The organism is Thermobifida cellulosilytica TB100 (assembly GCF_001517975.1).
Lineage (GTDB): Bacteria > Actinomycetota > Actinomycetes > Streptosporangiales > Streptosporangiaceae > Thermobifida > Thermobifida cellulosilytica.
Genome location: NZ_KQ950180.1, coordinates 1284357 through 1310319 on the forward strand (window position 1 = coordinate 1284357; position 25963 = coordinate 1310319).

Annotated in this window: 20 protein-coding genes; 9 read left to right on the forward strand and 11 right to left on the reverse strand. The window is 71.6% G+C overall.

Annotated features, from left to right (window positions below; all coding sequences use genetic code 11):
* The 9 genes from AC529_RS20340 to AC529_RS05575 form a co-directional block, all read right to left on the reverse strand.
* The coding region (locus AC529_RS20340; protein WP_068754071.1) for a DUF6177 family protein at positions 1 to 1003 on the reverse strand (1003 nt) is incomplete at its 3' end.
* Positions 1004 to 1015: 12 nt separating this feature from the next.
* Positions 1016 to 4990 (reverse strand): type VII secretion protein EccCa, encoded by a 3975-nt coding sequence (gene eccCa, locus AC529_RS05540; protein WP_068754578.1) that lies wholly within the window; start codon positions 4988 to 4990, stop codon positions 1016 to 1018.
* Between the two features lie 492 nt (positions 4991 to 5482).
* Positions 5483 to 6076: a hypothetical protein gene (locus AC529_RS05545; RefSeq protein WP_157080055.1), complete on the reverse strand. Its 594-nt coding sequence runs from the start codon at positions 6074 to 6076 to the stop codon at positions 5483 to 5485.
* 355 nt (positions 6077 to 6431) lie between these two features.
* Positions 6432 to 6884, reverse strand: coding sequence for a toxin-antitoxin system YwqK family antitoxin (locus AC529_RS05550; RefSeq protein ID WP_068754076.1), 453 nt, complete (start codon positions 6882 to 6884; stop codon positions 6432 to 6434).
* 382 nt (positions 6885 to 7266) lie between these two features.
* Positions 7267 to 7770 (reverse strand): hypothetical protein, encoded by a 504-nt coding sequence (locus AC529_RS05555; RefSeq protein WP_068754077.1) that lies wholly within the window; start codon positions 7768 to 7770, stop codon positions 7267 to 7269.
* Positions 7771 to 8264: 494 nt separating this feature from the next.
* Positions 8265 to 9224 (reverse strand): hypothetical protein, encoded by a 960-nt coding sequence (locus tag AC529_RS05560; RefSeq protein ID WP_068754079.1) that lies wholly within the window; start codon positions 9222 to 9224, stop codon positions 8265 to 8267.
* The gene (locus AC529_RS05565) at positions 9209 to 11935 is read right to left on the reverse strand and encodes a hypothetical protein (RefSeq protein WP_157080057.1); all 2727 of its coding nucleotides are present in this window, start codon (positions 11933 to 11935) and stop codon (positions 9209 to 9211) included. The genes AC529_RS05560 and AC529_RS05565 overlap by 16 nt, the downstream gene beginning before the upstream one ends.
* 176 nt (positions 11936 to 12111) lie before the next feature.
* Positions 12112 to 12456: a DUF6507 family protein gene (locus AC529_RS05570; protein WP_068754083.1), complete on the reverse strand. Its 345-nt coding sequence runs from the start codon at positions 12454 to 12456 to the stop codon at positions 12112 to 12114.
* A gap of 71 nt (positions 12457 to 12527) precedes the next feature.
* Positions 12528 to 12866 (reverse strand): hypothetical protein, encoded by a 339-nt coding sequence (locus AC529_RS05575; protein ID WP_068754085.1) that lies wholly within the window; start codon positions 12864 to 12866, stop codon positions 12528 to 12530.
* A gap of 200 nt (positions 12867 to 13066) precedes the next feature.
* Between AC529_RS05575 and AC529_RS05580 the strand changes: the two genes are divergently transcribed.
* The 7 genes from AC529_RS05580 to pglW all read left to right on the forward strand — a co-directional run bounded on the left by AC529_RS05580 (position 13067) and on the right by pglW (position 23755).
* Positions 13067 to 13408, forward strand: coding sequence for a hypothetical protein (locus AC529_RS05580; protein ID WP_068754087.1), 342 nt, complete (start codon positions 13067 to 13069; stop codon positions 13406 to 13408).
* A gap of 24 nt (positions 13409 to 13432) precedes the next feature.
* Complete coding sequence (locus tag AC529_RS05585) at positions 13433 to 13735, forward strand: pore-forming ESAT-6 family protein (RefSeq protein ID WP_068754089.1); 303 nt, start codon at positions 13433 to 13435, stop codon at positions 13733 to 13735.
* 116 nt (positions 13736 to 13851) lie between these two features.
* On the forward strand, positions 13852 to 14928 hold the full coding sequence (locus tag AC529_RS05590; RefSeq protein ID WP_068754090.1) for a TNT domain-containing protein: 1077 nt from the start codon (positions 13852 to 13854) through the stop codon (positions 14926 to 14928).
* A gap of 57 nt (positions 14929 to 14985) precedes the next feature.
* Positions 14986 to 16308: a type VII secretion integral membrane protein EccD gene (gene eccD, locus AC529_RS05595; protein WP_068754092.1), complete on the forward strand. Its 1323-nt coding sequence runs from the start codon at positions 14986 to 14988 to the stop codon at positions 16306 to 16308.
* Between the two features lie 25 nt (positions 16309 to 16333).
* Entirely contained in the window at positions 16334 to 17227 is an 894-nt protein-coding gene (locus tag AC529_RS05600) for a MinD/ParA family ATP-binding protein (protein WP_068754094.1), read from the forward strand.
* Positions 17228 to 18105: 878 nt separating this feature from the next.
* Positions 18106 to 19149 carry a hypothetical protein gene (locus AC529_RS05605; protein WP_068754096.1) on the forward strand — a complete coding sequence of 348 codons (1044 nt, stop codon included), beginning with the start codon at positions 18106 to 18108 and terminating at the stop codon, positions 19147 to 19149.
* Positions 19150 to 19324: 175 nt separating this feature from the next.
* Positions 19325 to 23755 carry a BREX system serine/threonine kinase PglW gene (pglW, locus tag AC529_RS05610; RefSeq protein WP_068754098.1) on the forward strand — a complete coding sequence of 1477 codons (4431 nt, stop codon included), beginning with the start codon at positions 19325 to 19327 and terminating at the stop codon, positions 23753 to 23755.
* Positions 23756 to 23886: 131 nt separating this feature from the next.
* On the opposite strand, the gene AC529_RS05615 is transcribed toward pglW, so the two are convergent.
* A complete protein-coding gene (locus tag AC529_RS05615; RefSeq protein WP_068754100.1) occupies positions 23887 to 24180 on the reverse strand; it encodes a hypothetical protein in 294 nt (97 codons plus the stop codon).
* Between the two features lie 14 nt (positions 24181 to 24194).
* Positions 24195 to 24602, reverse strand: coding sequence for a hypothetical protein (locus tag AC529_RS05620; RefSeq protein ID WP_068754102.1), 408 nt, complete (start codon positions 24600 to 24602; stop codon positions 24195 to 24197).
* A gap of 233 nt (positions 24603 to 24835) precedes the next feature.
* On the opposite strand from AC529_RS05620, the gene AC529_RS05625 reads away from it, so the two are divergent.
* Positions 24836 to 25672: a helix-turn-helix domain-containing protein gene (locus AC529_RS05625; protein ID WP_083947942.1), complete on the forward strand. Its 837-nt coding sequence runs from the start codon at positions 24836 to 24838 to the stop codon at positions 25670 to 25672.
* A 9-nt stretch (positions 25673 to 25681) separates the two neighbouring features.
* On the forward strand, positions 25682 to 25879 hold the full coding sequence (locus AC529_RS05630; protein ID WP_068754106.1) for a DUF397 domain-containing protein: 198 nt from the start codon (positions 25682 to 25684) through the stop codon (positions 25877 to 25879).
* Positions 25880 to 25963: the final 84 nt, after the last annotated feature.

Consider the following 25963-nt stretch of genomic DNA (forward strand, 5'->3'; position numbering starts at 1 on the left):
CCCGCCTCACCTGCTGGGTGCCGACGAAACGCCGTCCGTCCTCCCCCTGCCCGGCGAAGACCAGCCAGGTGGGCCGGGGGGCGCGGCGGCGGCACTCCCGGGTCAGCGCGGACCGGTCCCACGGGGACAGGGCCGGTTCGCCGAACCCCCACGCGGCCGGCGCGGCCCCGCCGAGGCTCTCGGCGAGGGCCTCCGCAGCACCGCCGAGCGTCAGGTACTCGGAGGCGGTGTGCCGCACCTTCAGGTCGACGAGGAGCTGGCAGCCCGTGCCGCCGCTGCCCCGGGCGAACCCGGTGACCGGACCGGCCGCACCCGCCTGCGCCGGCGCGGGGGCGAACCCCGTCTCGTCGTTCCAGGCCAGCGGGACGCCGGAGAAGCCGTCGTAGTGGCCGCCGGACGGGTTCTCCACCACCCAGCGGGCCTTCAGACTGTTCAGCAGGAGCCGCAGCGGGAACGTGATCCTGGAGTCCGCCGGGGTGACCACCTGGAGGCCCCGGCCGCTCTTCCCGCACTCCGCGAAGGCGTCCACCACCCAGGAGGACATCGGCACCACCGGGCGGTCCTGCACGATCACCCACGCCTTCTCTGCCGTCACGGCGACCGCCGGGTGGCGTTCGGCGTCCTGGCGGAGGTGGCGGCGCAGCCGGGGCGGCGACGACCAGACCGTGCCGCCGAGCCGCCGCGTCATCTCGTCGGCGAACCGGTGGGCGACGGCGACGGAACGCTCGTCGGTGTCCACCGCCCGGGCCTCCACCCACCAGCAGGGGTCGGGCGCCCGCTGTGCGGCCTCCGCCCCCAGCAGCCGTTCGACCTCGTCGGGGACGTCGACCCGCTGCGCGGCCTCCACCCCCACCAGGGGGCGGCCCTGCTCGTCGCACAACTGGATGACGGCGCCCCCGCCGGCACCCCTGACCTTCAGCTCCCGACCGGCCCCGACCATCCCCTTGACCAGGGACCGCAGGTCCGGGGCCTGCTCGACCAGCGCCACCACGTCGTAGGTCAACGTCTCTCCTCGTCAGCGTTCCAGCAGTCCGGTCTGGATGAGTCGGGGAGCATCGCCGCGCCTGATCCACAGCCCCCGACCCGGCGGTTGCGCGCTGGCGTACACCCGGGGGAAGAGCTGCCCCTCGCTCCGGTCGCCGGACATGAGCACCACGCCGGTGCCGCCCTCCCGGATGGCCTGGACCAGCGGGTCGTACAGGCCGCGGCTGGCGCCCGCGACCCGGCGCGCCACCACGAAGTGCAGTCCGATGTCGCGCCCGTTGGCCGCGAAGGGCACGAACGGCGACAGCGGTTTCTGCCCCGCCGCGGTCAACAGGTCGTAGTCGTCCACGAGGACGACGATGCGGGGGGTGACCGACCCCTGGTTCTCCAGGGAGTCGGGGTCGGTGTCGTCGGGCATCCGCCCCTCCAGCTCCTTGGCGACCCCGCCGGAGAGCCCCGCGCACACCCGCGGGTTGCTGGCGTAGCCGCCGAGGTAGGGCTCGGGAATCGCGTCGCGCAGGGTCCGCCGCGGGTCCATGACCGCGAACACGATCTCGCCGGGGGCGTAGCGGGCCATCAGCCCCTCGGCGACCAGCCGGAGCAGGTTGGTCTTGCCGCACTCCCCGTCGCCGAGCACCAGCAGGTTCTGGTCGCGGTCGAACAGGTCGAGCAGCACCGGCTCGAACCCGCGCTCGTCCACGCCGATCGGGACCAGGCGGGTCTCCTCCGGACCGGGGAGGGTCGCGGCCGGCAACTGGTACGGCAGCACCCGCACCGGCGGCGCGACAGGCCCCCGCCAGGCGCCGCTGATCGCCCGGCACGTCTTCGCCACGACCTCGCCCAGGTCCTCGTCACTGGGCTTGGCGTCGATGCGGGGCAGCGCGATCTGGCCGAACAGTCTGCTGTCGGTGAGCGCCCGGCCGGGCGTCTTGGGGCTGATGGTCTCGGCGAGCTTGCGGTCGATCGACGAGTCCGAGGCGTCGTTGAGCCGCAGCTCCACCTTCTGCCCGAAGTTCGCCTGCATGGCGATGCGCACGTCGTTCCAGCGCAGCATCGCGGCCACCACGTGGATGCCGTAGCCGCCGCCGCGCTGCAACAGGTCGGAGATCGCGTCCTCGATCTCGTCGAAGTCGTTGCGGATCTCGCCGAACCCGTCGATGCACAGCACGACGTCGGCGCACGGCAGTTCGGGGACCTCTCCCCTGGCGTGCATCCGCCGCAACTGCTGGACGGAGTCGATGCCGCGTTCCCGGAAGATCTCCTGGCGCCGGTCCAGCATGTCCCGGACCTCCTCGACCGTGCGGCGGATCCGCTCGGTGTCGGTCCGGATCGCGACGCCGCCGACGTGCGGCAGGTCGGACAGCGCCTGGAGGCCGCCGCCGACCAGGTCGAGCGCGTAGATCGCCACCTGGCTGGGCGTGTGGGTGAGCGCGGTGGACAGGACCAGGGTGCGCAGCAGCGTCGTCTTGCCGGTCTGCGGGCCGCCGATGATCGCCAGGTGGCCGCCGGAGGCGGTCAGGTCGATGTTCCACAGCCCTTGCCACTGCCTCGCCGGGTCGTCGAGCAGCCCGACGGGGACGTGCAGCGCCCCGGGGTCCACCGGGAGCCGCATCGCGTCCCCGGTGATCTGCACCGGGCCGGTGACCAGGTCGAGGGTGGTCGCCTCCGGCAAGGGCGGCAGCCAGATGTCGCGGGTCCGTTCGCCGTGGCGGGCGAGCTGCCCGACCATCACCTCCAGCAGCGTCGGACCGGAGGAGCGCTCCGGCATCGGCTCCTCCTCGGTCTCCGCCGACGCCCTCTGCTCGGAGTCCCCCGTGTTGTAGGCGGAGTACCTGCGCACCGGCAGGGGCCCCTTGCGGGTCTCCTCCTCCTCGACGACCGGCCCACGGTAGGGCCCGGAGACGTAGCCCGCCTTGAACCGCTGGTAGACGCTGGTGTCGACCTTGAGGTAGCCGAAGCCGGGCAGCGCCGGGAGGTGGAAGGCGTCGGGGGTGTTGAGGACGGTGCGGCTCTCCTCCTCGGAGAAGGTGCGCAGCCCCAGCCGGTAGGACAGGTAGGTGTCCAGGCCCCGCAGCTTTCCCCCCTCGATCCGCTGGCTGGACAGCAGCAGGTGCACGCCGATGCTGCGGCCGATCCGGCCGATCGACAGGAACAGCTCGATGAAGTCGGGGCGGGCCGTGAGCAGCTCGCCGAACTCGTCGATGATCACCAGCAGGTGCGGCAGCGGCGGCAGGGAGGGGTTCTGGGTGCGCAGGTAGGTGTAGTCGCCGATGTTGGCCACGTTGCCCGCGTCCCGCAGCACCTGCTGGCGGCGCTGCACCTCGCCGGAGAGGCTGGTGTAGACCCGCTCGATCAGCGCGGCGTCGTCCTCCAGGTTGGTGATGACCCCGGCCACGTGCGGGAGTTTCTCGAACGGCGCGAACGTGGCGCCGCCCTTGTAGTCGACCAGCACCATGCTGACCCGGTCGGGCGGGTGCGTGGCGGCGAGCGCGAGCACCAGCGTGCGCAGCATCTCGCTCTTGCCGGAGCCGGTGGCGCCCACGCACAGCCCGTGCGGCCCCATGCCGAGCTGCGCCGCCTCCTTGAGGTCGAGGATGACGGGCTGGCCCATGTCGTCGACGCCGATGGGCACCCGCAGGAACGCGCGTTCGCTGCGGGGCGCCCACAGCCGCTCGACCTCCATGTTCCCCGGGTCGGGCACCCCCATCAGGGTGGTGAAGTCGACGCTTCCGCCCTCGGCGGCGGTCTCCTCGATCGACTCGGCGGACAGCCGCAGCGGCGCGAGCATCCGCGCCAGCCCTTCGAGCGTGGCGGCGGGAACGTCGTCGACGGTGCCGGAGAAGCGCACCGGCGTCTCGGCGCGCAGGTCCTCCACCCGCACCTGGTCGCCGGAGACGGTCAGGCGGATGCTGACGTCCCCGGGCTCGTCCACCTGGTCGGCGACCAGGTGGACCACGGTGACCCCGAGGTCGGCGGGGGCCACCGCCTCGTCGGGGCGCACCAGCTCGTGGGCCACCCCGCCGTGGGTGTCGTGCACCACCAGCAGTCGGCGCATCATCCGGTACGCCTCGCGCTTGCCCATGCCGCGGCGGACCTCGGCGGCGAAGTCGGTGCGGGAGCGGAGCTCGTCGGAGAGCAGCGCCCCCAGCTTCGCGGGGGTGGGCGCGACGAGCCGGGCGGGGACGCCGCCGTCGCGCCGCTGCGGGTCGAGCACCTGCGGCAGCCACTTCAACCAGGCCCAGTCGTCGGCCCGGTCCTCGCCGTGCATCACCGCCAGCGCCGCGTCCTCGGGGGCGTGGAACACGCTGAAGTGGGCGACCAGCGCCCGCACCAGGCGCAGTACGTCCTCGCGCTCCCCCACCACGCTGACGTTGCCGACCATGTCGAGCGGGACGGTGAGCGGCATGTCGGGGAGCGTGGTGAAGCGCCGGATCACGCCCTGGGCCTCCGACAGCATGAACGGGTCGGTGGGCGCCAGCGCGGTGCCGCGTTCGGCGAGCCGCAGCGGCTGCCCCGGCATGCGGCCGACGCCGACCCGGACCCGCAGGAAGTCGTCGTCCCTGCGGCGGCGCTCCCACAGGCGGGTGGGGTCGCGCACGATGTCGTAGAGCGCCTCGGGGGGCGGGTTGAGCAGGCGGGCGCGGGCGTGGATCTCCTGCTCCTCCTCGCTCAGCTCCTCCCGCAGCTCCTCCAGGTACTCCAGGTACCGCTCGCGCTGGACGCGGCGCTGCCGGGCGGCCTGGCCGCGCCGGGAGAAGATCATGACCGCGCCGGCGAGCAGCGCGACGACGAGCACCACCGCACCCAGTGCCATGAACGCGGGGTTGCGCAGCACCATCATGATGGTCAGCGAGGCCATCATGCCGACCATGGGCAGCAGGCCCATCAGGGGATTGCCCTGGGCGTTCCCCTCGGGCAGGGTGGGCGGCGCCTCGACGTTGCGGGTCTCGCGCTGCGCGGGCGGGTGGACCGTCCGTGCTGGCCGGTGCACGATGCGGGTGGTCACCAGCACTCCCTTCGATGGACGGCTCGGTGGTCTCGGGACCTGAGCGGGGCAGGCACCACACGTACTGTATATAAGGCGCTGCGAACAGCATCCCCCGAAAACGTCCGGCTGTGGAAAACGGCGGAGGCCCCGGCACTCGACCGATTCCCTGCCCTTTTCCGCCGGCTCCGACACCGGACCGGCCGCAGTTCCCCCGCGGTGCCGGAAGAACGGCGCCCGACCTGTTTCCGGAGACGTGCCGTCATCCGGTTCGACGTCGGCGCGAGGATTTCCGTTCACCTTTTCCGGACCGCGCCCGGCCTTTTCCCGAACGGCCCCGCCTTCCCTTCCGAGTACCCCGTACCGCACGGACCGTCCGCGGGAGGAGACAATGGTGAACAGCCTGGCCGGCCCCCGATCCGGAGGAGGCGGCCGAAAGGCTGCACGCGGCGGCCCGGACCGGAACCGTCCGGCTTCTGCTCTGCTACGGCCGCCTCTGCGGAGGGTGCCCGGTCAATGCTTCTCAGCCCATTCATCCAGTAAGTCGTACGCCTCGTAGTAGAGCCGCCGCTCCCGCTCCTCCCGGCTCATCCCCTGCTGTTCGGGTGCCCGCCACCACCAGTGCGACTCCGGAACCCAGCCGGGGACGTCCTCTTCGGCGACGGGAGGAGCCTCGTCCGCAACTCTCTCGATCATCTCGTCGATCTCCTCGAGTTCCTCCAACTCCTCCCGGATACCCGCGCTGGAGGGACGCTCCCAGGCGACGCACTCCTCCTTCAACACCTCCAGCCCCGTACGCATCCAGCAGGCACTCTCGAAACCGTCGAGACGGCCACGCTGCGCGTAGAGGGAGCACTGGTGGAGGTACCTCCGCAGACCGGTGAGGTTGGGCTCACGGCCCAGCAGATCGGTGAGACGGTTCCTGAACTCCCGCAACTCCCCGTTCCCCGGAGGGGCCTCCCGGAACAGACGCCCCAGATCGGCCATCCACTCCATCGCCCCTTCCGCCCTGGAGGCCCCCGCACCGGAAACCCCGCCTTCGAGAAGCAGGAGAACGTTCCGCATCAGCTCCGATGCCGAGGAAAACCCACTCTGCGTACCGGACACACTCCACCCGCCTTCCGCGTAGTCGCCCAGCGTCCGGGCTGCTCTCGCCATGACCGTTGCCGGGTCGCCGGTGGAGCGTCCCAGCCCGTCCGTGCACACGAGGGCCCCGTGACAGTCGTGCATGTCCGTGCCCCGGGAGAACGTCCAGCGGAGACCTTCTCCCCTCCGACGCCGCTGCCGCCCGTGCCCTCAGTGGGAGGCGGTGAACACCCCGGCCTCCTGAGGAGAGGCCGCGAGACCTCACGCAGCGGCCTCACCGCGATCCCCTGACCGCAACAGCCCTGACCGGGCCCCGGCCTCGCCCCGGCCGGATTCGTGTCCGGTCGGGTAGACCGCCCTCGCGGACTCCCGCGGTTCACCCCCGCCCGGACGGCCACGTCCTGGCCTCTTCGACGGAACCGGGATGGATCTCGTCCTTCACCAGGTTTTCCTCGTCGTCCCACTCACGCAGGGCCACGATGAATCCCATCTCGTTGAACTCCCTCTCGCCGACGAGATTTCCCTTCGGGCCCCACTCCCTCCAGAGTCCGACCGCTCCGACCCCGCAGGAGGACGTCCCCTCTACCCGCAGGGTCCCGTCCGGGAACCACTGCCGCTGCGGACCGTGCTCATAGCCGTTCCGGTAGGTCGTCAGCGCGACCACCTTTCCGTCACGGTCATACTCCACCGCCTCACCGGTGAACGACTCCCCCTCATACACGGCCATGTCGTATTCGAAGTCGAGGTCTTCCTCGTCGGCCTTGACCGCTTCCGGTTCCCGAGCCGAAACCGCCGGGTCTCCGCCCTGCCGTGAAGACTGCTCGGCCACCGCTTCTCCGTCCGTTCGTCGAGTGCGCCGCACGCCCGTCGCGGAACCGCCGCTCCGGCTCTTCTCGCACCGCTCGCGTCGCCGATTCTCCCGCACGGGTCCGGCCCGCCGCCCTCCGAGAGCAGCGGCACCAACGGGCGTGCTTCCCCCTACCGGACGCCCGTTGCAGCCGGTTCACCGGTCCATCGCGTCCAGTTCGGCCGGATCCATGAGCGCATGCGGTTCATCCGTGAAGTACTCACTGCGTATGCCTCTGGGAAAGCTGACGAAGTCCACCTCGATGAAGCCCGTCCCGTCCAGGAGAACCCGCTGCCGCGCTCGTACATCAACAGCAGCGGCTCGAACGGACTTGCCATCTGCATCTCCGTCTGGTCCCGTGGAGTCAGTTGTCCATGTCGTCCAACTGTTCTCGGTCCATGTGAGCAAAAGGCTCGGAGCTGAGGTATTCGTCCTTACTCCATTTTGGTATCGCCGTGGTTCCAACCTCCACGTACCCTGTACCTTCCATGCTGAACGAGTTCCCGCGCTCGTACATGAGCAGCAGCGGTTCGAACGGATCCGGCAGGTCGGGGATCTGGATCTCAGCATCCCGCAGGGCTTCGAAGTGCAGCGACCAGGAACACGTGCGGACGACCATGGGGAAAACCAGGGTGGGGAGGCTTTCCTCCATCTCTTCCACGATCTTCTGGTCGGCTCGTACGTCGGGGTCGACCCGCCGAGCGAAGTCGTCGAAGGGCCACAGCGAACCGATCTCCTCAGACCACCAGGCAGAGCGACGCAGGTACTCCCGCATGAGGTTCACCTGGGAGAGCCTGTTTCCCGGTTTCTCGGTCCAGTCGATGTTCATTATCCGCCGGGCGAGACGCGCAACCGATCCGTCCGTCACTGGAATTCCTCCCTTGTTTTCTCCACCAGTTCGTCACGGAGTGCAGCGTCCGGGAGAGCACATGCGGACAACCACGGGGAAATCAGAGCGGGATCCTCTCCCCCGCCTCTTCCACGATCCTTCTGGTCGGCTCGTCCATCGGGGGCGAGCGGACCGTGCCCGCAGTCGTTCCGGTTCGTCGGCGCAACGACCCGCCCCGTCACGGTGGTACTCCACAGCCCACACGGTGAACGGCTTCTCGGTACACGGCCATGTCGTACTCGAATGTCGAGGTCCTCCCCGTCGCCCCTGACCGTTCCGGGGTTCTCGGACGGCTCCGCCCCCGAACAGAGCGGTCCGATCAACGGTCCGCGCCACGCCGCCATCGAGCAGGAACCCTGCGGACCGTCTCACCCGACCGAGCGGAACCGGACGGCGATTCACCGGCACAACCGCGGTCAGGGGCTTGCGTTGGTCATCCGTCGTCGGCGCCACGCTGTTCCCCCCGAGGGGGGTCAGGAGCCTCCACGGACCTCGCCGAACGCCTGCCGCAGCAGAGCACCCCATGCCCCGCTGTCCGCGGGGAGGGCCGCACGGAGCACCTCGCGACCGGGGCCACCGGGCGCCCCGGCACCTCCCCGGAAGCGCCACGAAGCGACCGCCGCCTCCCCGCTCCCGACCGTGACCAGGAAGCAGGGCGCCTGGTCTGTGAAATTCTCGGGCGTCGTCCCGATCGTCGTGGCGATCACTCCGAGGGGGTCGTCCACCCGCCCGCCGAGTTCTCCTCCGGACAGGTAGTCGACCACCGCCTCCGCCGCGTTCCCGACCAGTTCGGTCTCCTCCGGGGAGGACCTGAGTTCGATGATCGGGCCGAGTGCGGCACCGCCGTCTCCCTCCAGGGGCTCGAAAATCACCAGCCTGCCGAAGGAGGAGACCCTGAAGGACACGTTCGCGGCCGTCGGGCCGGGCTTTCCGGGGGAGGGCCTGGGCACGGGCGAGGAGAGCACCGACTCCGCTTTCAGCGACTCGTCGGTGATGTCCACGGGGGGCGTGAAGTCCCGTACCCCGTTTTCGGGGGAGAACTCCGCGGCGAGCGCCTCCGCGTCGTGTACCGCATAGACCATCGGAGTGTTGAGGGCGACGAGCCGTTGGAACAGCTTCCGCCCGATGCTCCGCCCCTGCCCGGGAGCCTCGGCCTCGGTACGGCGGCTGAACTCCACGGAGATCTCGTACCTGCAGGATTCGAGGGCCGTGCCGGAGAACATCTCTTCTCCCTCGCCACTCTCGTCCAGCAGCTCCTCGACGGTCACCTCGGCGGTGCCGGGGACGCCGACGAGGGCTTCGAGGTCGACGAAGAAACGCGCCTCTTCGGCGCCCGCCATGAGCGCGGGAGAGCGGAAGGCCCTGGCGGCCGCCACGGAAAGCCGCACCAGCCCGGGGAAGTCCCGGATGTAGAAGTCTACAGTTCCACCCATCGTCCGTTCTCCCACTTCTTGAACGCTTCCCCGTCCTTGTAGATGACCCCGTCACGATAGGTCAGCTTGTGGCCGTCCTTCGTGTAGACGTCGATGTTCCCCACGCGGTCGAGCTTCGAGGAATTCTTCTGGAGTTCCTGGCGGAGACGGTTCTCGACTCCCTGGAGGGCGTTGTCAAAACTGACGGTCTTCCTGCCGTCCAGGACGATGTCCCCGCTGTCGATGATGGTGTCGTAGCTGTCCTCACTGAACTTCTTCAGGGCCTTGCGGACCGTCTTGTCCACCGACCTCCAACTCTCCCCTTCGAGGGTCTTGTACTCGACAAACTGCCCGGGGTCGTCGGGACCGGAACGCTCCAAGGCGTCCGGGTGGGCCTCTCCGTGCCTGGAGTGGTCCTCGGGGAGCCCGGTGACGTGCCTCCCCTCTTCCGCACGCAGGTCGGCGATCTCCCGCTCGTGGGGCTTGAAGGGGTCGTTCGGGGCTTCGACCACGTCGGGGGTGAACTTGTCCCCGAGCGGCCCCTGCTGCTGCAGCTCCTCCAAGGTCTTGCCGACCCTCTCCGGAGTTCCGGGAGCACCCTCGACATCGGGATCGGAGCCGTCGTTCGAGGACGTGTCCCCATCAGAGCGCCCGTCGCCCTGCCCACCAGAGCCGTCGTTCGAGGACGTGCCCCCATCAGAGCGCCCGTCGCCCTGCCCACCAGAGCCGTCGTTCGAGGACGTGCCCCCATCAGAACGCCCATCGCCCTGCCCACCAGAGCCGTTGCCCCTGTCCGGCCCGTCGGGCCCGTGGGGACCATCAGAACCGCCGGACCCGCCACGGCCGCCGTCTCCGCCCGACCCGTGGAAACCGTCCGGCCCATGGGGACCGTTCGGCCCGCCGCCTCCGGGGCCAGAGCCGCCGCCTCCACCGGGGCCGTCGGGACCGGACCCGCCGCCTCCACCGGAACCGCCGGGGTCCGTGTGGTGGGCGCTGGGGGAGAGGTCGTGGGAGCTGCTGCCGCCGGAGTTGTGACCGCCCATCTCCATGCGGGCCTCGGGGGCTCCGGCGTGGACCAGGGCGGGCTGGCGGTCCTCGGCCAGCCGGTTGGCGATGCCGCCGTCCACTTCGGCCAGGTCGAGTTCGCTGCGGAACTGGCTGACCTGGTTCTCGATCCATTCGGTGGTGGGCAGGTCGGCCGCCGTGTCGGCGGTGTCGCGGTCACCGGTGCGGTCGCCACTTCCGGAACGGTCGGCCCCGGGGGCGTCCGAGTGGACGACGGCGGGGGTGTCCGTGCCGCGCGAGCCCGCACCGCTGTCGCCCGTGTCCGGGGTGGGGGTGCCGTCCCCGCCGCGGGACGGCGCGGGCGCGTCGGCGTTCGTGCTGCCCGGGGTGTCTCCGGTGCCGCCCGTGCCGCTGGGCGTGCTGCTGCTGTTGTAGGAGGTCGGGGTGTAGGAGGGGCTGTCGGTGGCCGTGCCGGTGGGCGAGGACGTGGTGCCGCCGGTGGGACGGGACGGGGAACCGGAGTCGCCGAAGGCGTCGGCCCTGGCCAGCGCGTTGTTGAGGTCGCCCAGCCGGGAGGTGTCGATGTCCAGCCCGTCCACGGCGTCGCCCAGGTTCGCCCGGAGTTGGCCGGAGTCCAGGCCGCCGGACAGGTCGGAGGCGTCCACCCGGCTCAACGACGGCGCGTCCACGTCCGGGGCGTCCGGGCCCCGGCCGCCGACGCGGCGCGCACCCTGCGCCAGCGCCTTGACCACGCCGGAGCCGCCCACGAACATGCTGCCGATGTTGAGCACGGTCTGGGTGATCACGTAGCCGGGCCGGTCGCCCCACTCCCGCCACGGCACGATGGCGTGCGCGAACTCGGTCCACCCGGTGGAGAAGTTGCCCCACCACTCTCCGAACGAGCCCACGCCCCAGCCGTTCTCGCCGTACAGGCCGACCAGGCTGCCCAGGCCCTCCAGGGTGCCGCCCCAGTACTCGCCCAGGTTGGAGCCCCACTCGCTCCACGAGCTGACGCCCCAGCCGCCTTCCTCGCTGTACAGGCCGACCATGCCCGCCAGATCCTGGGCAATCCCGACACCGAAGTCGGCGATGCCGTCCCAGACGTCCTCCCACCACGGCGCGTCGTACTCCTGGGGCGTAGCCCACGGCGTCTCGATGCCCGTGGGGGCCTCGGTGAAGCCGTAGAGCTGCTCGCCGTCGCGGACCGTGGTGGAGCCGTCCGGGTTGGCGGCGACGAACCGGGTGCCGCCGAACAGGGCGGTGATCTTGTTGGCGCACTCCCGCTCGGCCGCCATGTACTCGTTCTGCACGGCCAGCAGGTCGTCGTTGAGCTGGTTGTGCTCCTCGACGGTGTCCTCGTCCTTGCGCCAGTCGTCGTCGCCCCTGATCCGGTTGGCCAGGGTCACCGCGTCGGCCTTCAGCGACCGCCACCGCTCCAGGATGGGGCGGATCTCGGCGGCGAAGTCGACCAGCGCCTGCCCGACGGTCCGGATGTTGGTCTCCATGGCATCGGCGTCGTCGGCCACCGGGTTGACCGCCGCGAGCAGTTCCTCGGACTCCGGCGCGATGTAGTTCCCCTCCAACCCCGACCAGGCGGCCTTGATGTCGGCACCGGCCTGACCGATATCGGAACCGTCGTCCTTGAGCGCCTTCCCCACGGCCTCGATCGCGTCAGGATCAGCGTTCGGGATCGAGATCTTGTCCGGATCGATCACTCCGTCGCTCATCACCGCACCCCAGAGTCCCCGTCAACCGACCGGGCCACGCCCCGGCCGGCGTTTCTCTTCGCCAGGTTTGGACACTCTCCGCTGCCGCGAGGTTCCCCTTTTTCCGCCCTTTGTTTTCACATCCCCGATGACCAGGGAGAACACGGAACCGCGGGAGCGGGTTTCGGTCGACCGGATCAGACCGGAAGCTGCTCCGGAGTCTGACTGACCCTCTGCTGGGCCCTTTCCGCCATTTCGAGGTTGCCGTTCACGTACGCCATGGTGGCGTCACTGCAACCGGTGATGGCACTGATGCTCTTGTTGACCATCCCCTTCAGTTTTCCGCTGTACTCCTCGACGAACTCCCCCAGGGCCATGCTGATGGGACCGCTCTCGCACGCGGTTCCCGCTTCCTCGACATGGGTGCCGAAGGTCTCGAGCAGGCCGACCAGACCGCCCTTGCCGTCCTCACCGCCCACGTGGTTTCCGACGTTCTGCAGAACTACGCTGATCTCCCGGGGGTTGAGATCCCATCCGGACATGCGCCCGTCTCCTTTCGCTCATTTCTCCGACGTGTCCGGCCGTGCCGCGGATCCGTGCCCGACGTGCGGTCTCACCGGCCCGGCGCGCCGAACCTCTCCGCCCGGAAACTGCTGGGGGGACGGACCCCGGAGCCGTGGCCGGAAACGGCCGCACCAGAGTCGTACGAGGCGACGCACTCCTGCAACCGGGCCAACACCGGGCCGAGCTGCGCCGCACTTGCTCTGACATCGGCTTTCAATTCCGCGGTGGCGGCCCTCAGGCGGTCCATCGGAGACGGCTCGGCCTCCTCGCCGACCGCCTCGACGTTTTCCTCGGAAGAGTTCTCTTCCTCCTCTCGCGTCTCGTCAGCAGATTCCTCCTGCTCTTCCCCGCCGTCCCAGTCGGCGGGCTCCACCAGCTCGAACTTCATTTCACCGCCCCCGGGCTCCCGTTCCGCCGCCGGTTCTCCGATCTGCTTTCTCCATGTATTATGCAGTCCTTTGAACCTCCTTCTACTGTCTCATCTCCCTCCGATAAAATCTGATTGGTTTTCCGGAAACCGAACGCTCCCCGCGAGCGTCTCACCCGGCAGACGTCCCGCCGCAGGTTCAGCGAGGAGTAGGTGAGCAGATGTCGTCATCCCGTTGGGACTTCGGTGACCAGACCCTGGTCACCCTGGCGCAGAACACCTCGGGTTCCCAGGACGAACTGGGCAACCTGATCAAGCAGTTGATCCAGGCCGCCGAACCGCTGTCGGGGAAGTTCAACGGCCCCGGAAAGGCCGCGTTCGACTCGTTCAAGGCCCGCGCCGACCAGATCACCGCGGACCTCAACGCCGGCCTCGGGTCGATCAACCAGGGACAGCGGGGAATGCAGGCGGCCTTCTCCGAAGGCAGCCAGACCATGGCCGACGAGGCCAACCGCAACATGAGCGCCGCCAACTTCGACGCCGCCAAGTTCCGCACGGCCTGACCCGTCGACCAGAGAGGACCCCCGATGAGCGACGGACGCAACAGCTACGACGTCGGCGCCTCCCAGGAGGCGCAGGGCAATCTCCACAACATCATGAGCCGCCTGGAGGCCATCATCGGCGAGCGCGACGCCGACGTCGACCGGGCGCTCGCCGACTTCGAGGCCACCGGCGTCTCCGACGAGTACAGCGAGAAAGAACTGAAGTGGCACAGCGCCGCCAACGAGGTGCGTGACATCATCGACCTGGTGCGCAGCACCCTGGAGGCCAACGACGGCACCGCACAGAACGCGCTCAGCAAGGCGCGCTCGGCCGTGCAGGCCATCTGACCGGGGCGCACACCCACACCGTTCTCACTCCATACTTCCGGGAGGGGCCGACCGCGCCCCTCCCCAGCCTTGTCCGGCCCGTCCCACGGCCCGCACGTCCCCGGAAGGGAGGTCCGATGGCCCGCGACTACGACAGCCAGTTGCTGGAGTCGGTCGCGGTCCGCCGCAAGCGCCTCCGGGAGGCCGTGCTCTTCGGCGGACAGCGCACGCGCCGACGCCTGGACGAGGGCATCTCCAAGATCGTCGCGAGCGTGTGCCTGGCCGCGGTGGCCTGCGCCGGCACCGTCGGCTGGTCGTTCGCCAGCAGCCAGCTCCGCAGCCAGCAGGAACAGCAGGAGCAGCTCGCGACCGGGCCGTCCAGCACCGCCACGGCGCCGCTGCCCGCCGACTGGGTGGGCACCCAGGTCACCTTCGAGATGCTCGCCGAAGAACTCGACCGGGCGGGGGTCCCGAGGGACCTGTACGTGCTGCCGGACCAACCGCGCCCCGCCCCCGACAGCGTCGCGAGCTACTACCTGGTGACCGGGGGAGTCGACGGCTACTCCGTCAGCATCATCGAGTTCCAGCAGGGCCGCACCGGCGCGGAGTTCCTCACCGAGGACGAGACGGCCCGCTGGCTCCACCAGGAGCTGGCGCTGGTGGAGTCCGCACCCGACCGGCTCACCTTCGAGGAGGAGCAGCAGGCCGCCGCGCAGGGCGCCGAGTTCGTCGCGCAGGTCGAGATGCGGCTGTCGGAGAACCCGGGCAACTCCGCCAAGGTGACGCTGGAGCCCGGACTGCTCGTGGACGCGTTCGGCCCGGAGAGCGGCTCCGTGCTCTTCCCCGACGGGACGCCGTTCGCGGAGCGGGGCCTCCCCGAGTACGCCCGCACCCCCTCCGTCCTCCCCTCGGTCTCGCCCTCCGCCACCCCCTCCGCAGAGGCCAGCTCCTCCCCCTCCGGTGAGGTCGGCTCCTCCCCCTCCGCAACGGCCGGCCCCGCAACCGTCTCCCCGGTCTACCATCGGTACCGCGTCATCTACCCGTTCATGGTGAACGCCTCGCTGTCCCCCGCCTCCGGGGCGAACCCGGGCGGCGCGGTCCGCTACACCATCGACTCCAGCGGCTTCACCCAGGTGGTGCCGCTGCCGAGCATCCGCTGGCTGCTGCGCAACGGCTACCTGGAGCGGGTCGAGGTGACCGGTGTTCCCGACTAGACCGACATCCGAGGAGTCCCCGAGGCCCAGCGCCCGGAAGAAGATTGGGAGAGCCCGATGACGTCTTGGAGCCGGGTGACGCTCGTCGGCGAACGGCGGCGGGTCGACGCCGTTCTGCCCTCCCAGGAGCCGATCGGCGCGCTGCTGCCCGAGGTCCTGGAACTGCTCGGCGACCCGGTGGAGAACCCGCCCCGGCTGCGCCACCTCACGACCTCCTCCGGGGTCATCCTCGACGGCGACACCACGCTCGCCGACAAGGGCGTGCCGGACGGCGCGGTGCTGCGCCTGGTCAGCGCCGACGAACCGCTGCCCGCCCCGGTGGTGCACGAGGTCCCCGAGACGGTGAGCGACGCCCTCGACGAGCACCGCGGCCGGTGGACCCCGGAGGCCGCCCGGTGGACCGCCACCGCGGCCGCGACGGTGCTCGCCCTCGCCCTGGCCGACGTCGTCTGGACGGGGTGGGGCGGCGCGACCGGCCTCGCAGCGGTCGCGGGCGCGGCGGCGGCGCTGTTCCTCCTCGGACCGCTGCTGGGCCGGTTCTGGCGGGAGCCGCTGGGCACCGCGCTGTCCTTCACCGGCAGCGCCCTGGGCGGGCTCGCACTGTGGTACGCCGCGCAACTGAACGACCTGCCCTCCTGGACGCTGTGGGGCGGGTGGACCGCGCTCGCGGCACTGCTCGTGCTCAGCCTCGGCCTCGGCCCGCTCGGCCGGGCCGGCCTGGTCGGCGGCGGCCTGGCACTGCTGCTGTCCGCCCTGTGGTCGGCGGGGCACCTGCTGGGCCTGGAGCCCGCGCACATCGCGGCGGCCACGGCCGTGGCCTGCGTGGTCCTGCTCAGCGTGCTGCTGCGGACCGCGCTGGCCCTGTCGGGGCTGTCCGCGCTCGACGACCGGCGCAGCGCGGGAACGGAGGTGGGCCGCTCCGACGTGCTGGGCGCGCTGACCGAGGTGCACCGCAGCATGGCGCTCGCCACCGTCGCCGTGGCCGTGTTCGCGGCGACCGCCGGGGTGGGGCTGGCCGCGGAGTTCAACGGGTGGACGGCAGCGCTGGCCGGACTGCTCGCGATCGTGGTGGCGAGCCGCTCCCGCATGTTCCCGCTGGTCGTCGAGAAGGCGTCCCTGCTGGCCGCAACCGTGGTGGTCCTGGCGGCCCCCGCGCTCGCCTGGGCCGGTGCGACCGGGTGGACGGTGTGGCCCGCCGCGGGGGTGCTGGGCGCCGCCCTGGTCTTCCCGGTCCTGGCGCTCATGACGGACCCGCCCGAGCACGTCCGCGCCCGGCTGCGGCGCCTGGCCGGGCTCTGCGAGGCGGTGGCCCTGGTCGTGCTCGTGCCGGTGGCGCTCGGAGTGTTCGGCACCTACCAGCGTCTGCTCGACACGTTCTGATCCGCCGCCGGGGAGGGAAGACGAGATGGGCCAGGTCCTGGAGTCGCGTGACACCGCCGCTCCGGCGGCCGTGCACGGGGACCCGCTGCCCCGCCGGGCCGGCCGCTGGCTCGTCCGCGCGTTCGGCCCCGTCAACGACGTCCTCTCCGCCGTCGAGACGGGTGTCGCGGTGCAGCGGCCGATCGTGACCGGCCGCCGGATCGCGGTGGACGGCCCGCACGACGCCGCCGACGGGGGTGCCGTGGCCGCGCTGCTGTCCCTGGTGTTCGCGCACTACCGACAGGACCGGGTGCTGGCCCTGGACGTCGCCTCGGGCCAGGCCCCGCTGGCGCGGCGGTTCGGGGCGCAGGCGCGGCAGTCGCTCGTCGACATCGCGCGGGAGGCCCCGCCGGACTCGTTCGACGCCGTCGAGCCGCTGCTGTCCGCCGTCCGGGACCGGCTGTGGCTGCTCCCGGGCAGCCCGGGCGGCAGGGTCGGCCTGGACGTGCGCGCCTACCGGAAGGCGCTGCTCCCGCTGTCCCGGTTCTTCGGGGTCACCGTCATCCGCTCCGGCAGCGGCCTGCCCGCGGAGCTGCGCGACTCCGTGGCCGCCGACGCGCACGCCCACGTGCTGGTGGCGGAGGAGACCAGGGACGGGGTGGTCGGCGTCGGCCGGATCCTCGACCGCCTGGTCGCCGCCGACGACTCGGCGCCCGGGCGGACCGTGGTGGTCCTCGTGGCCCCGGAGGTCGGGACGGACCCGACGTACGACCTGCCGGGCGCGGTCGACCTGCTGCGCGGGGACGGGATCGGCGTCTTCCGGCTGGGCCGCGACCGGCACCTGTCGGCGACCTCGGTGATCGACCCGCGCCGCCTCGCCCGGGCCACGCACACCACCGTGACGCAGGTGGCCGCGGAGGTGCTCCGCCGGTCGATGTGACGACCGGTCGGGGGAAGTTCCGGAAGGAGAAGGAGACGATGCCACGTCCTCCCGCTGGTCCGCCGCCGGACCAGTCCGAGCCCGACGGCCGGCGGCCGCGTCCCGAGGAGCCCCGCCGCCACGGCCGGGAGCAGGGGGCGGCGTCCGACACCGGCCCGCAGGGCGCGCCGCGCGTCCCCGGACCGTATCCGCCTCCCCCGCCCCCTCCGATCCACCACCCGGCCCCGGAACCGGTGCCCCCGTATCCCACGGGACCTCAGACCGGGCCGCAGCGGGGACCGGATACCGGCCCGCAGACCGGCCCACGGGCTTCCGCCTCCTCCTGGTCGACCGGACCTTCCGCGTCCTGGGCGGGCAACCGGCCGCAGCAGGCGCAGACCGGGCCGCAGGCGAGCCACCAGCAAGGAGCGGACACCGGCCCGCAGACCGGCCCACGGGCCTCCGCCTCCTCCTGGTCGACCGGACCTTCCGCGTCCTGGGCGGGCAACCGGCCGCGGGTGACTCCGCTGCCCCCGCCGTGGGGCAGGCCCGAGCCGCCGCCGCGGCCCCGCCCGCGCCGCCGGGGTGCCTCCGACCAGCCTTCGGGCCCCCAGGATGCGAGGGGGGCGGCGAATCCTCTCGGCTTCGCCCCGGTCACGGCGGTCCCCGCGGACTCCGCGGCGGAGGCGTTCCTCTCCGGCCCTGCCGTGCCGCGGCACCCCGTGTCGCCGCCGGAGCCGCTGTCTCCCGAACCTCCGCGGTACCCCCGGTCCGCGGCGCACACCGCTCCTCCGCCGAGCCCGCCGGTCGAGGCGCAGCCAACCCCGGTGGCCTTCCCGCCTCCGGTCCCGACGCCGCCGGTTCCCACGCCGCCGCGGCCCCCGGAGCCGCCGAGGACGGTGGAGCAGCCGGTCCGCGAGCCGGTGGCGGACGTGCCGCCGTCCCCGGAACCCCCGCAGGTGCCGCAGCCTCCTGCCCCGCCTCCCGTCCCTGTTCCGGAGCCGGAGGCGGTCCAGGAGCCGGAGCCCGAACCGGTCCAGGATGTTGCGCCGCAGCCCGCCGAGCCGGAGCCTGCCCCGCAGCCGGAACCGGAGCCGGAGACCGCCCCGGCGGCCCTGGAGACGCCCGAACCGGAACCGGAAGCGGAGCCTGCCCAGGTCACGGCACAGACCACCGCACCGGAACCCGAACCGGAGCCCGTCCAGGAGACCGCCCAGGCCGTCTCCCCCGCTCCAGAACCGGAACCGGCCCCCGAGCCGGAAGCGGACCCGGTCGGGGAGACCGTCAGCGTCACCGATCCGACTCCCGAACCGGAGGCTGCTCTCGAACGGGAACCGGAGCCGGAACCCGCCCGGGCGGTTGCGCCGCCTCCCGAGCCGGTCACCGAACCCGAACCGCAGCCGGAGCCCGAACCGGAGCCTGTCCGGGAGACCGCCCGGATCACCGCTCCTCCCCCGGAGCCTGAGCCGGAGCCCGCTCCGCCGCTGCCGGAACCGGAACGGGAAGCGGAGCCCGCCCAGGTCACGGCCCAGGCCACCCCGCCGGAACCCGGACCGGAGCCCGTCCAGGAAGCGCCCCACGCCGTCTCCCCCGCTCCAGAACCGGAACCGGCCCCCGAGCCCGATGCGGGGCTGGTCCAGGAGTTCGCCCGGGTCATCGATCCGAATTCCACGCCGGGGCCGGAACCCGCCCAGGAGCCCTTCCAGGCCGTCTCCCCGGCACCGGAGCCGGACGACATCCCGACGACGGTCCAGTTCACCGGGTTTCTGCCGGAGCCTCCCCCGGTCGTGCCGAACCCGGTCGCCTCCTCGGCGCCGGAGGACCTGTGGGACCTGAACCGTCCCGGGTACGAGCGGAGGCTGGCCAGCCTTCCCCCGCTGCCGCGCGCCCGGTGGCGGCGGGCGATCTACCGGGTCACCCGCCGCAAAGTGCGGCTGGGGTGATCCAGGCCCCGACGCCCTCAGCACAGACGCCCCATTGGAGCCCCGGGCCCCGAACGTCCCGGGGCTCCGCGCCCGTCACCGGGCTGCCGTCTGTTCTTGGCGAATTGTCCGGCCGGGCCGGTAGGCTCCCTCACGCCGGTCGGCAGCAGGTCGCAGCATTCGTGGAGGACGGACGATGGCGGCAGCGAGCAGAGACCCCTCCCGGTTGAAGCGCATCCCCAAGCCCGCCCCGCCGCGGGTGATCCGCTGGTTCCAGGAGCGCCCCTCCCCCTACCCGCACGAGCAGGAGGCGCTCGACCACATCCGCGAGCTCATGCCTCCGGCCGAGCCGTTCCGCGCCTGGGCCACCTTCTGCTTCACCGCCGGCAGCGGCCGGGTCAACGAGTGCGACCTACTGATCCTGGTGCCGCGCGGCCTGTTCCTGCTGGAGTTGAAGGCGCACTCCGGCCGTCTGGTCAACAACGGCGGCACCTGGAACTTCCACTACGCGGACCGGGTCCGCACCCTCCGCAACCCGCTGCACCTGACCGAGATGAAGGCCCGGGAGCTGAAGGACCGGCTGGTCTGGGCCGCAAAGGCGTCGGGGTCCCACGTCGTCATTCCCCGGGTCGAGGCCGCGGTGTTCCTGTCCGCACGCGACCTGCGTTCGGAGTTGGACGAGCAGCAGCGGATCAACGTCTACGGCCGCAACGACCGCGACACGGGGCTGCCCCGGATCTGGGACGACCTGCTCGCACTGCCGCCGAAGTCCTCCTCGGAGACGGCCCGCCGGGAACTGTTCCGGTTCGCGCAACTGCTGCCCGATCTGATGAAGAAGATCGGGGTGAGCGCCTCTACCGCCCACCTCCGGTTCGACGACGACTGGGAGCTGTCGAAGAGCCCGATCGACGGCGGCCCCACCTGGGAGGACCGGCTGGCGGTGCGACAGCACCCCATCCGCGAGGAGGGGCGGGTCCGCATCTACCTGGTGGGCGACCAGGCCGACGAGAAGGCCCGGCGTGCCGTGGAACGCGCCGCCGAACGCGAGTACCAGGTCCTCCAGGGCATCAACCACCGGGGCATCGTCCAGGCCCTCCAGTTCCGCGACCACCGGGGCTGCCCGGCGATCCTGTTCCGGCACCGCTCCTCCGACCTGCGCCTGGACTCCTACCTGGACACGTACGGCACTTCGCTGTCGCTGGCGGACCGCCTGAACCTGGTGCGCCAGCTCGCCGAGGCGCTGCGGTACGCCCACGACCGGTCCCTGTACCACCGGGCGCTCGCGGCGCGGTCGGTGTACGTGTCGTGCCGCGACGACGGCTCCCGTCCCGTGCTGCGGGTCACCGACTGGCAGGTCGCGGCCCGCGACTTCGACACCACGCCGCTGTCTCCCGTGGGCAGGTCCAGCCTCCACAGCGAGCACGTGGCGGACGCCGCCGAGGTGTACCTGGCCCCCGAGTTCGACCAGCGTTACGCCGATCCGGGGGACCTGGACCTGTTCGGGCTGGGCGCGGTCGCCTATCTGGTGCTCACGGGTCGCCCGCCCGCGGCGAACCGCTCGGAGCTGCTCCAGCGGCTGCGGGTGGACGGCGGGCTGCGGCCGCAGACGGTGGCCGACGAGGTGCCGGACGAGCTGAACGACCTGGTCTTCTCGGTGACGCGGGCCGACGTGGCCGACCGCCTCACATCTGTGGCGGCTTTTCTCGAGAAGCTGGACGCCTTCGAGCAGCAGCGGACCGCCGTCGAGCAGTCGGCGTCGGCGGGTGTGGACCCGCTGGAGGTGCTGCCGGGCCAGCAGGTGGCCGACGGGTGGACGGTGGAGCGGGTGCTCGGCACCGGCGCGACGTCGCGGGTGCTGCTGGTGCGCGCCGAGGTCGTCACCCCCGAGGGGGAGATGCGCTCGGAGACGCGGGTCCTCAAGGTGGCGTTGGACGAGGGTGCCCGCGCGGCGCGGCTGCGCGACGAGGCCGAGGCGTTGGAGAAGGTCGGCGGCGGGCGCGTGGTGCGGCTGATCGACGGCCCCCGCCAGATGCACGGCCGCACCGTCTTGCTGCTGGAGTACGCGGGGGAGCGGTCGCTGGGCGAGCGGCTGCGCTCGGAGGGACGGCTCACCTACCACGAGTTGGCCCGGTTCGGCGACGACCTGTTCGTGGCGTTGGACCAGTTGGCCGGGCAGGGGGTGCGCCACCGCGACATCAAACCCGACAACCTGGGGCTGTTTCGCCGCGCGGACCGCTCCTGGGAGTTGAAGCTGTTCGACTTCTCGCTGACCAAGGCGTCGGACGAGAACCTGCGGGCGGGCACCCCCGGCTACGTGGACCCGTTCCTGGGCGCCGATCCGCGCCGCAGCCGTTACGACGACCACGCCGAGTGGTACGCGGCGGCGGTGACGCTGCACGAGATGGCGTCGGGGGAGCGCCCCCGCTGGGGGGACGAGACCGCCAACCCGGCCATGAGGGACGACGAGGTTCCCACGCTGGCGGTGGAGCTGTTCGACCCGGCGCTGCGCCCGGGACTGGTCGAGTTCTTCGAGCGAGCCCTGCACCGCGACGCGCACCGCCGCTTCGAAGATCTCCGGCAGATGCGGGAGGCGTGGCGGAAGGTGTTCGCCACCGCCGACGCGACCGCTCCGCCGAGCACTCCCGCGACGGTGGACGCCTCCCCCTCGGTGTCGGTGGAGGAGGCGCGGGACCGGGCGGCCGAGGCCGCCGAGCTGGACACGCCGCTGGGGGCGGCGGGGCTGTCTCCGGCAGCCGAGTCGGCGGCCCACCAGCTCGGCGCGACCACCGTGGGCGAGCTGCTGGAGATCCCGCCACACCTGATCTCCCGGGCGCGCGGCACGGGCACGCTGGTCCGTAGGGAGTTGAACCGCCGCCACCGCCAGTGGCGCACCCGGCTGGGGCAGCGCCCGGAGCAGCCCGCCTCGGCTGCGGCCCCGCACGCGACCGCGGACCAGGCGGGCGAGGCCGGGGCCGGACGCCGTCTGGGCGTGGAGGAGCTGGCTGCCCTGGTCGCCCCCGAGCCGGAGGAGCGCGGCCGCAGGCCGGAGGCGGTGCGGCTGTTGCTGGGGCTGCCCGCGGCGGACGGGTCTCCTTCGCCGTTGGCGCCGTGGTGCACGCAGCTCGAAGTGGCGGAGCGGCTCGGGGTCAAGCAGCCGACCGTGTCCACGTACCACCGCGGCGCGATCGAGCGGTGGGCGGCGCTGCCGGAGCTGCGGGAGGTCTGCGACGAGCTGGTCGAGCACGTGCGGGCGGCCGGCGGTGTGGTGGTCGTCGAGGAGTTGGCGGCCGAGCTGAGGATGCGCCGGGGGACCCGCGAGGGGGCCGACGATCCGTGGCGGGTCGCCGCCCTGGCGTCGGCGGTGGTGCGCGCCGCCCTGGACACGGAGTTGTGGGAGAAGAACAAGGACGAGGAGAACCAGCCCCGGCTGGCGGTGCTGCGCCGCGGCGGCCGGGTGTTCGTGGCCGCCGAGTCGCTGCCCGGCACCGACGACCCGGTTCCCGCGGACCTCGCCGACTACGCACAGCGGCTGGGGGAGGTCGCGACCCGGTTGGTGGCGGCGGATCCGCTGCCCGACCGTTCGGCGGTGCTGCGGAACCTGCGCCAGGTGCCGGTTCCGGAGGGGATGGCGCCGCTGGCCGACACGCGCCTGGTGGCGTTGGCGGCGGCGGTCTCCGGGAACGCCCGGTACTCGCCGCGGCTTGAGCTGTACCCGAAGGACCTGGGGTTGGTGCGGGCGCTGCGGATCTCGCAGGCTGCGGCGGGGGTGCTTCCCGGGCACGGGGTGAGTGCGGAGGAGCTGCTGGCGCGGATCCGGTCCCGTTTCCCCGACCTGGAGTTGGGGGAGCCCACGCGGATGGAGGTGCAGGACGCGCTGCGCGAGGCCGGGTTCTCGCTGGAGTACGACCCGCAGAGCCGCCGCTTCCTGCCGCCCGCGGTCACGCTGACCGGCAGCGGACTGTCGTCCCTTACCACCGGGCGGCACACCGACGTCGCGACCGACCTGGCCGTGGTGGCGGCCGCGGCGGGACGCGACCCGGTGGCGCTGCTGGCGGAGCGGTTGGGCGAGTCGCTGCGCCGGGGCGGTTTCCTGGCGTTGACTCTGCGCGGCAGACAGCTGCCGGGTGTGGCGGAGCTGCTGGCCGCCGCCTATCCGCTGACTCCGGTGGACCTGGGCGCGGTGTTCCTCGGCGAGCTGCGCCGCATCGCCGACGAGCGCGGCCAGTGGGAGGCGGTGCTGCGCAGCGACGCCCGGTTCGCGGCCTCCGGCGAGCTGAGCCGCGGGCTGCGCTCCTACGTGCGGGCCGCCTGGCAGCGGACGGAGGAGCGGCTGCGGGAGCGGGTCGCGGAGGCGGGGCCGCGCACGGTGCTGCTGCTGCACAACGCGGGGCTGACCACCCGCTACGCGGACGCGGGCGGGCACGCGCTGCTGACCGGGTGGCAGAACGCGGCCCGCCGGTCGGGGGCGGACCCGCACGGGTTGTGGCTGCTGTGCCCGACCGACGCCCCGCAGGCCGCGCCGCGCCTGGACGGCCGCATCGTCGAGGTGCTGGGCGACCACGAGCGCGCGGTGCTGCGCGAGGACTTCCTGTCCCGCCTGGCGGAGAACGGCTCCGCGGCGGCCTGACGGATTCCGGAACGACGAAGTGGCCCCCGTCCCGGCACGGACCGGGACGGGAACCGGCGGAGGGGCGCGCCCCGACGTCCTCCCGTCGGGGTTCTCCGACCGTCGGGGCACGGCGGCTTCGGTGACGACGGTTACGACTCCGGCTCCGGTTCCGTCCGTGTGGTCCCGTTCTGGTCCTGGGGCCACAGGTGGCCGAACACGTCGGTGTGGAAGCCGACGTGGCCGTCGGGACGGACGCACCCGGTGCCGGTGAGCGGGTGGCACTCGCCGCAGGACTCGCCCAGCCACAGGGCGATCTGGTGCAGCAGCGTCAGGCAGGTGTGCCGCACACCAGTGAGCCAGTAGGTGCGGTCCCGCGTGCCCGCCACGAGGCTGTCGGCGAGGTCGCGCAGCAGGCGCGCCTCCTCGGGGGTGAGGTTCAGCATGTTCGCCGCTCCTCTCACCGGTGGTGGCCCAGGTAGGCGCGGGCGTACCCGGGCGGCGTGAACTCGGTGAGCGTGAAGTCCAGGGCGTCCAGGTCGGTGCAGCCGACCAGCAGGTCCCCCAGCACCCGGTGGCGCGCCAGGTACGGCACGAGGTCGTGCGGCTCGTAGCTCAACTGCCACAGCGGCGCGTGCCGCCGGGCGACCCGGTGGAACTCGGCGTCGTCCACCACCGGCGGCACGGCGTGCCGCGGCACGTAGGGACGGGGCCGTGGGACGCGGGGCGCGGGCCGGGCCACCTGCGGTCGTCGGGCACGAGCCGGGTCGGGCCGGTCAGCGACCGGCCGGCGCGTCCGCGGCAGGGCGCGGGCCAGCAGCAGCGGAAGCGCCGCCAGCAGGGGAACAAAGGTGTGGACCAGACGCATGGGCGTCTCCTCACGCATGACAGGCCGGATGGGAGGTCCGGCGGAGGAACAGGTTGCCCATCCATCGTGAACCTGAATCTTCAGATTTTCAATCTACATAGAAAAATTTCTCATAGATGAATCATCAATCTCCACTTCTTCATGCCTGAAAAATTCAAGAATGAGTGATTAGCGTATTTCACAGTCCGCCCCGTAGCATCCGTTTAAGCAGGTCGGAGCCTGGGAGCGAGAGCATGGCTGAACAGCGGCAGTCCATTCGTCGCCGACGTCTGTCCGCGGAGCTGAAGCGTGCCCGCCAAGAAGCGGGCATGACGATCGAGGACGTTGCCAACGCCACCGAATGGTCGGCGGGCAAGATCAGCAACATCGAGACCGGCGCTCGTCTACGCCCGACCGTCATGGAGGTCAAGGGCCTGCTGGATATCTACGGCGTCACCGACAAGCAGCGTCGTGAAGCGATCCTCAACCTCACCCGGCAGGCGCGCGAACGCGGCTGGTGGTCCAAGTACAACGACGTCTTCACCGACGACTTCCCCGCATTCGAGGCCGAGGCCCACAGCATCCACACCTACGAGCCGGCGATCATCCCGGGACTGCTCCAAACTCCCGGTTACATCCGGCTGATGATGCGAGCGCTAATTCGCCGCACCCCTGTCGACGTGGACCGCACGTTGGAAACTCGCCGTAGGCGCCAAGCGCTGCTGGACCTCGACGACGCTCCCGAACTCTGGGCGGTCATCGACGAGGCCGCGCTGCTGAGATTCCGCCCAGCGAAAGAGGTCTTCCGGGAGCAGGTCCAGCATCTGATCGACGTCGCGGAAGCCGACAACACGGTGACGATCCAGATCCTGCCCTTCTCCTCGGGGATGCACGCCGGTCTCAGAGGGCCGTTTGTGATCATGGACTTCCCCTCGGACGTGAATCCCGTGGTCTACCTGGAGACCGACGCCGACGGGCTCTACCTGGAAGATCAGGAAGAAGTCGACCGGTACAGACGCATCTTCGACCACATCACAACATCTGCTTGTCCCCCGGACGCATCGCTTCAGATGCTGAAGGAGATGCTTTAGGAGGCCACGATGGGCAACCTGATTCCAGACGGTGAACTGCGGTTCCGCAAGTCCAGTTACAGCGACCTGAACAACTGCGTCGAGGTGGCCCGCTTCAAGCGGGGGGCCGCTGTCCGCGACTCCGAACACCGCGAGCTCGGGCACCTGGTGTTCGACGCCGCAGAGTGGCAGGCGTTCCTCACCACGCTCAAGAACAACGAACTCTGAAACATCACGAGGTCCCGGCCAGGCCGGGACCTCGCGCAACCTATTCCCGCCGCCATGCTATCCCCCCTGGGACCGGAGGAGAAG

Excerpts from the sequence above, each read along its gene's own strand:
- AC529_RS05580 (WP_068754087.1), top strand. The coding sequence starts at position 13,067 with ATGTCGTCATCCCGTTGGGACTTCGGTGACCAGACCCTGGTCACCCTG.
- eccD (WP_068754092.1), top strand. The coding sequence starts at position 14,986 with ATGACGTCTTGGAGCCGGGTGACGCTCGTCGGCGAACGGCGGCGGGTC.
- AC529_RS05565 (WP_157080057.1), bottom strand. The coding sequence starts at position 11,935 with ATGAGCGACGGAGTGATCGATCCGGACAAGATCTCGATCCCGAACGCT.
- AC529_RS05625 (WP_083947942.1), top strand. The coding sequence starts at position 24,836 with ATGGCTGAACAGCGGCAGTCCATTCGTCGCCGACGTCTGTCCGCGGAG.
- pglW (WP_068754098.1), top strand. The coding sequence starts at position 19,325 with ATGGCGGCAGCGAGCAGAGACCCCTCCCGGTTGAAGCGCATCCCCAAG.
- AC529_RS05620 (WP_068754102.1), bottom strand. The coding sequence starts at position 24,602 with ATGCGTCTGGTCCACACCTTTGTTCCCCTGCTGGCGGCGCTTCCGCTG.
- AC529_RS05560 (WP_068754079.1), bottom strand. The coding sequence starts at position 9,224 with ATGGGTGGAACTGTAGACTTCTACATCCGGGACTTCCCCGGGCTGGTG.
- AC529_RS05600 (WP_068754094.1), top strand. The coding sequence starts at position 16,334 with ATGGGCCAGGTCCTGGAGTCGCGTGACACCGCCGCTCCGGCGGCCGTG.
- AC529_RS05615 (WP_068754100.1), bottom strand. The coding sequence starts at position 24,180 with ATGCTGAACCTCACCCCCGAGGAGGCGCGCCTGCTGCGCGACCTCGCC.
- AC529_RS05630 (WP_068754106.1), top strand. The coding sequence starts at position 25,682 with ATGGGCAACCTGATTCCAGACGGTGAACTGCGGTTCCGCAAGTCCAGT.
- AC529_RS05570 (WP_068754083.1), bottom strand. The coding sequence starts at position 12,456 with ATGTCCGGATGGGATCTCAACCCCCGGGAGATCAGCGTAGTTCTGCAG.
- AC529_RS05585 (WP_068754089.1), top strand. The coding sequence starts at position 13,433 with ATGAGCGACGGACGCAACAGCTACGACGTCGGCGCCTCCCAGGAGGCG.
- AC529_RS05590 (WP_068754090.1), top strand. The coding sequence starts at position 13,852 with ATGGCCCGCGACTACGACAGCCAGTTGCTGGAGTCGGTCGCGGTCCGC.
- AC529_RS05575 (WP_068754085.1), bottom strand. The coding sequence starts at position 12,866 with ATGAAGTTCGAGCTGGTGGAGCCCGCCGACTGGGACGGCGGGGAAGAG.